Here is a 4,707-nt window from a genome sequence, read left to right on the forward strand (position 1 = left end):
CGGCCCGATAGGTGAGGTCAACCAAGGGCAGCAGTCACCAGTACAGCTAGACGATGTGCGTCATTTGTACTAACATGACGTTAGTTGGTCTAACAAAAAAGGTGCTGCCATGACTGCTGTTGCATCGTCGCCTTCCGCCCGCTCTGCCCGACTTGGGCTGCGTGCTACCCCTGAACAGGAGGTGGTGCTGCGCCGTGCCGCCGAGGTGGCCCACAAGTCGCTGACCGACTTCATTCTTGACAGCGCATGCCTGGCCGCCGAGCAGACGCTGCTGGATCAACGATTGTTCATGGTTTCGGGCAGCCAGTACCAGGTCCTAATGGATCTGCTGGATCGCCCCGAACAGGCCAACGAGGGTTTGCGTGACCTGTTTGCCCGCAAGGCGCCCTGGGACACGAAGTGACGTTGCGCGCACCGGAGCCTCTGGCCGCGCAGCATGTGCTGGAGGATTTTGATTGCGGCAAGCCCGCGCTGAATGACTGGCTGTTGCGCCACGCCCGCCAGGCCCAGGGCGGTGGCTCGGCCAAGACCTTCGTCGTTGCCGAGGACGATGGCCGCGTGGCGGGCTACTTCAGCCTGACCGTGGGTCAAGTCGACACGCTGGAGGCGCCGGAGCGCATCCGCAAGGGGATGGGGCAGTACCCTTTGCCAGTGGTGATCCTGGCGAGGCTGGCAGTATCCATTCACGATCAGGGGCGAGGTATCGGCTTTGGCCTGCTGCAGGATTCGATTCGCCGCACGATGCTGATTGCCGAGCAGGCCGGCATCCGTGCCATGGTAACCCACCCCATCGATGAAGAAGCGGCGAGGTTTTACACCCGGCTCGGCTTCATTGCGTCACCGCTGCGCGGGCAGCAATTGCTGTTGCTCTTGAAGGATGCCCGTCGCTGGGTCCGCTGAATCATAGGACGGGAAGCGTTGCTCGAGGTAACCCAATCGCACCAGTTGGGTCTGCAAAGGTCGCGGAGTTGGATGAATCGCCCCGGGTTTCCTAGACGGTCCCGTTCCTCAAAAGATCGGGTGAGGCCTGCGTAGGCCGCTTGGCTCCCCTTTGGCTTCGCTACCCCTCGTGGCTGCGATCCGTGCTGGAGCGCTCCATGCCCGTCGTCCTATCGGAGACGCACTCGAGAACTGCGTTCAGTGCGCAGCCCGGATGCCCGCATCGTCCGTCCAGAACGCCGAACTCGAGGCGCTCCTGGGTCTCGTGAGAGAGGCGAGCGAGCGTTCCGCGGTTGATGGGGCAGCCCCCGGTTCGGGAGCGTACTTGCCCGCGCGCGCGCCCGCTGGCTTAGAATGCGTGCTTTGCCGAAAGAACCGTCATGGCTACGGCCATGGAAGGCTTTCATCCTTGCAAGCGCATGGGGTGAAGATGAACAAGCCTTTCATTTCTCTGTGTCCCGAGATCACTCGGGCGGATGCACTGACCCTGATGGACTGGTTGGAAGACGAGTCCGTCACCTGCTACCTGAGCGATTCGCGCCACGTCTCCCGGTTCATCGAGCAGGTCGTCAATCGTGTCCAGTTGCCTATCCTGACGCATCTGTTCAACCAGGGGGGGCGGTTCTTCATGGCCTACGACCGGCATGATGCGCCGGTCGGTTTCGTACGTCTCGTCAAGACGGGCCCGACCTGCGAAATGGTCCTGGTCATCGGTAATCGCGACAACTGGGGCCGCAAACTCGGAGCCAGCGCCATCCGCGAAGCCATGAAGCTTGCCTTCTTCGAGATGCGGGCCGAAAAGATCATCGCCAAGATCCATGCGGACAACACGCGTTCGCTGAAGGCATTCGAGCGCAGCGGCTTCCTGCTGGAAAACCAGACGCCTACCCTGAAGTCCTTTTCCATGACTTTGGAGCGATATCTGCGGTTCTTGCGCGAAAGCCCTGCAGAGCACGCCGCTGAGATCTACATCACCGAGGTCGACAATGCCCGGCTCAGAAATCTGCTTGCGCTCGAGCAGGCCTCAGATGTTTTCGAACTGGAGCACGAGATCGAGCGCGCCATCGTCGTCGATCCGCGTCAGGTGGCGCAGGATGTCGTCACCATGAATTCCAGGGCCTTGGTGCAGTTGGACGACGAGGAAGTGGAAGTGGCGCTGGTCTACCCGGAAGACGCGGATGACAGCGCTGGGAAGCTGTCGGTTTGTTCCGGGATTGGCACTGCGATCCTGGGCTACCGGGAGGGAGATGCTTTCGACTGGCGAATGACGAACCGGACCCGGCGCGTTCGGATTGGAAAAGTGCTGTACCAGCCGGAGGCTGCTGGCGATTTCCATCTGTAGATCAACAGGCTGCGCGATCGCCGCCCTGCGAGAAGCCGGCGAGGATCACGCGTTCGCTCGGGATGCCTCGGGTGGGTTCCCGCTCGAGTGGGGCGGGTGTCGATCGAGGTGTCGTCCTCAGAACAGTCGGCTCCGGGCAGCGTTTGGCGTTTCCTCGATCCTATGTCAGCCTTGGGACACGGTGGAGTCCACGAACGAGGGGTTCATGAAACGGAAGTGCATTGCGGCAGCCTTGATCAGCTTGGGTCTTTGCGTTTCGAATGGCGCAGCAGTGGCCAGCACGGTGCAGGAGGACGTCTCGAGCGGCCGCGCATCGTTGCTGCTCATCGCCTTGTTTGCCGGGGTGGTGATTCTGATCGGAAAGACGGCGATCGGCATCGCAAAGAACAAGCTGGAAAAGGAAATCGCGGCCGAGAAGGAAAAGGCCGACCTCGAGGCGCGCAAGAGAACGTCACGGCAGGAGGGGTGAGGCCGATCGCGGCAGCACCTATAATGCGCGCCCTGCAACGAAACGCCCGATGCCGCCATGCGCCACAACCTGAAAGTCCCGTTTGCCGAGAAGGATGAGGCGAAGAAACTGGGCGCGCGCTGGGATGCCGTGCGCAAGCTCTGGTACATCGAGGGCAGCCTGGATAAGGCTTTGTTCGCGCGTTGGCAGCCAACGCAGCATGACCCCGCGGCGGCGGGTGTCTCGACCACCCCGCGACGTAGCGCGTCTGCAACCCGGATGAGCGAGGGTACGCTGCAGGTGGGGAGCCGCTTCGTGGTTCTGCCACGGATGTGCGACTGCCTGCCGTGGGAGGACTGCGAGAAGTGCCGGCTTCAGATGTGGCCCGGTCCCGAGGGCGGGCACTGAGCCCTGGAAGGGGCGGTGTCGACGTTTACGCCACGGGCCCGCCTCTGGCGCGGAACGAGCGGGCTGTCGTGGCTGCGGTGGGCGACGCGGCTTTCCGGCGGTGATCTATTCGTTCGGCGCAAACCCGTAGTACGAGCCGTAGGCAGAAGGATTCGGTGCGTAGGCAGCGACCTTGATCGCATCGGGCAGGCTTACCGTGTCGGTGAAGCCGTCGATGCCCCGCGTATCCGCGAGCCATTTCGCTTCGACTTCCTCTTCGGTCATCCCGTCGAGCGCGAGGTTGCGGTCGAGGCGCTCCGAGCGGTACTCGAACGCGGTATCGTGAGCGATGAAAAGCGTGTGCGGGCAGGCGGTGATGCGGGTTTCATCGTGAGGGTCGGCGCCCATGACCCGCGTGCCACAGAACGGGCAATGGATGGGCGTGTAGTAGAAGGTCTTGAGTTCGGTTCGCTGAATGAGATGGGGCATGTCGCTCTCCTTGTACAGTTGAGGGGGAGGGTGGCCTGGCGCTTGCGGGCGTCGCAGTTCTCCGTAGCCTTAAAAGCAAAAGGCCCGACCGAAGTCGGGCCTCTGGGCGACCTGCGCCGGAGGCGCGGGCCGAACACGCTTAGCTGGCGCGAATGTTCGACGCTTGCAGGCCTTTGGGGCCGGTGGTCACGTCGAAGCTGACGCGCTGACCTTCTGCAAGGGTTTTGAAACCCTGGCCGGTGATGGCCGAGAAGTGCGCGAAAAGGTCTTCACCGCCCGCTTCCGGGGTGATGAAACCGAAGCCTTTGGAATCGTTGAACCACTTGACGGTACCTGTTGCCATGTCTTGAATCTCCTTAAAAATGGGGAAAGCCCCCTGAATGGGGCGAGCATCAAGACGGCGAGGTATGACTTGGGGGAATACGACCGAAAAATTCGGATATGCCAACAAATGAACTACACGACTTGAGTATCGCTGCGGCGCAGTATGGGCGAGATTCGATGATAAAGATAGTTTTATATTTCTATTTTTTGGCGGCCGCGACCATGGCGGCTATCCTGCGCGGCGTTTCTTCCACCGCAGGCACGGCTGCCTGCGGTGGAATCCAGGCCCCCTGAGCGAGAACCGGATGACCGACCCCCAGCCCAACAACCCTTTGCACGGCCTCACCCTGGAGCGGATGCTGACCGAACTTGTGGACCGGCTCGGCTGGCCCGGGCTCGGCATGCGAATCAGCATCCGCTGCTTCAATCACGAGCCGAGCATCGCCTCCAGTCTCAAGTTTCTGCGCCGCACGCCGTGGGCGCGTGCGCAGGTAGAGGCGCTCTATCTCGATACGGTGCCGTCATCGAAGCGTTCGGCGCAGCGCGATCGTCGGCATCTTCCGGAGGGGCAGGGTTGATGCCTTGATCTCTGATTCTCTGATCGACCGACACGAATTCCTGCGTCACGCGCGCTCCCAAGGAAATCGAGATGGCGGCCGTTTGAGCGGCTATATTGCTTCTAGTGTAGTGCTGCGCTCTTGAGCGCACTTAATTGACAACTTCCGCTATCATGCTTCATGCATGCGGAGCGGAGGATCGAATGCGGGTTGCGCCAGAG

The 4,707-nt window shown here is 61.6% G+C and carries 8 protein-coding genes; 6 read left to right on the forward strand and 2 right to left on the reverse strand.

What is annotated here, in order from left to right:
• The first annotated feature begins 109 nt into the window (after positions 1 to 109).
• The 5 genes from ACPT9U_RS17225 to ACPT9U_RS17245 all read left to right on the forward strand — a co-directional run bounded on the left by ACPT9U_RS17225 (position 110) and on the right by ACPT9U_RS17245 (position 3,137).
• Positions 110 to 403, forward strand: a complete 294-nt coding sequence (locus ACPT9U_RS17225; protein WP_435751851.1) for a DUF1778 domain-containing protein — start codon at positions 110 to 112, stop codon at positions 401 to 403.
• The gene (locus ACPT9U_RS17230; RefSeq protein ID WP_435751852.1) at positions 400 to 900 is read left to right on the forward strand and encodes a GNAT family N-acetyltransferase; all 501 of its coding nucleotides are present in this window, start codon (positions 400 to 402) and stop codon (positions 898 to 900) included. Before ACPT9U_RS17225 ends, ACPT9U_RS17230 begins: the two co-directional genes overlap by 4 nt.
• Positions 901 to 1,369: 469 nt before the next feature.
• The gene (locus tag ACPT9U_RS17235; protein ID WP_435751853.1) at positions 1,370 to 2,281 is read left to right on the forward strand and encodes a GNAT family N-acetyltransferase; all 912 of its coding nucleotides are present in this window, start codon (positions 1,370 to 1,372) and stop codon (positions 2,279 to 2,281) included.
• 271 nt (positions 2,282 to 2,552) lie between these two features.
• The gene (locus ACPT9U_RS17240) at positions 2,553 to 2,750 is read left to right on the forward strand and encodes a hypothetical protein (RefSeq protein ID WP_435751854.1); all 198 of its coding nucleotides are present in this window, start codon (positions 2,553 to 2,555) and stop codon (positions 2,748 to 2,750) included.
• A gap of 57 nt (positions 2,751 to 2,807) precedes the next feature.
• The gene (locus ACPT9U_RS17245; protein ID WP_435751855.1) at positions 2,808 to 3,137 is read left to right on the forward strand and encodes a DUF5710 domain-containing protein; all 330 of its coding nucleotides are present in this window, start codon (positions 2,808 to 2,810) and stop codon (positions 3,135 to 3,137) included.
• A gap of 105 nt (positions 3,138 to 3,242) precedes the next feature.
• On the opposite strand, the gene ACPT9U_RS17250 is transcribed toward ACPT9U_RS17245, so the two are convergent.
• The gene (locus tag ACPT9U_RS17250) at positions 3,243 to 3,605 is read right to left on the reverse strand and encodes a hypothetical protein (RefSeq protein ID WP_435751856.1); all 363 of its coding nucleotides are present in this window, start codon (positions 3,603 to 3,605) and stop codon (positions 3,243 to 3,245) included.
• A gap of 139 nt (positions 3,606 to 3,744) precedes the next feature.
• On the reverse strand, positions 3,745 to 3,948 hold the full coding sequence (locus ACPT9U_RS17255) for a cold-shock protein (RefSeq protein WP_418363232.1): 204 nt from the start codon (positions 3,946 to 3,948) through the stop codon (positions 3,745 to 3,747).
• 286 nt (positions 3,949 to 4,234) lie between these two features.
• Between ACPT9U_RS17255 and ACPT9U_RS17260 the strand changes: the two genes are divergently transcribed.
• Positions 4,235 to 4,507 (forward strand): VF530 family DNA-binding protein, encoded by a 273-nt coding sequence (locus ACPT9U_RS17260; RefSeq protein WP_435751857.1) that lies wholly within the window; start codon positions 4,235 to 4,237, stop codon positions 4,505 to 4,507.
• Positions 4,508 to 4,707: the final 200 nt, after the last annotated feature.

Origin of the sequence: Thauera sp. AutoDN2 (assembly GCF_051280715.1) — a bacterium.
Taxonomy (GTDB): Bacteria; Pseudomonadota; Gammaproteobacteria; order Burkholderiales; family Rhodocyclaceae; genus Thauera.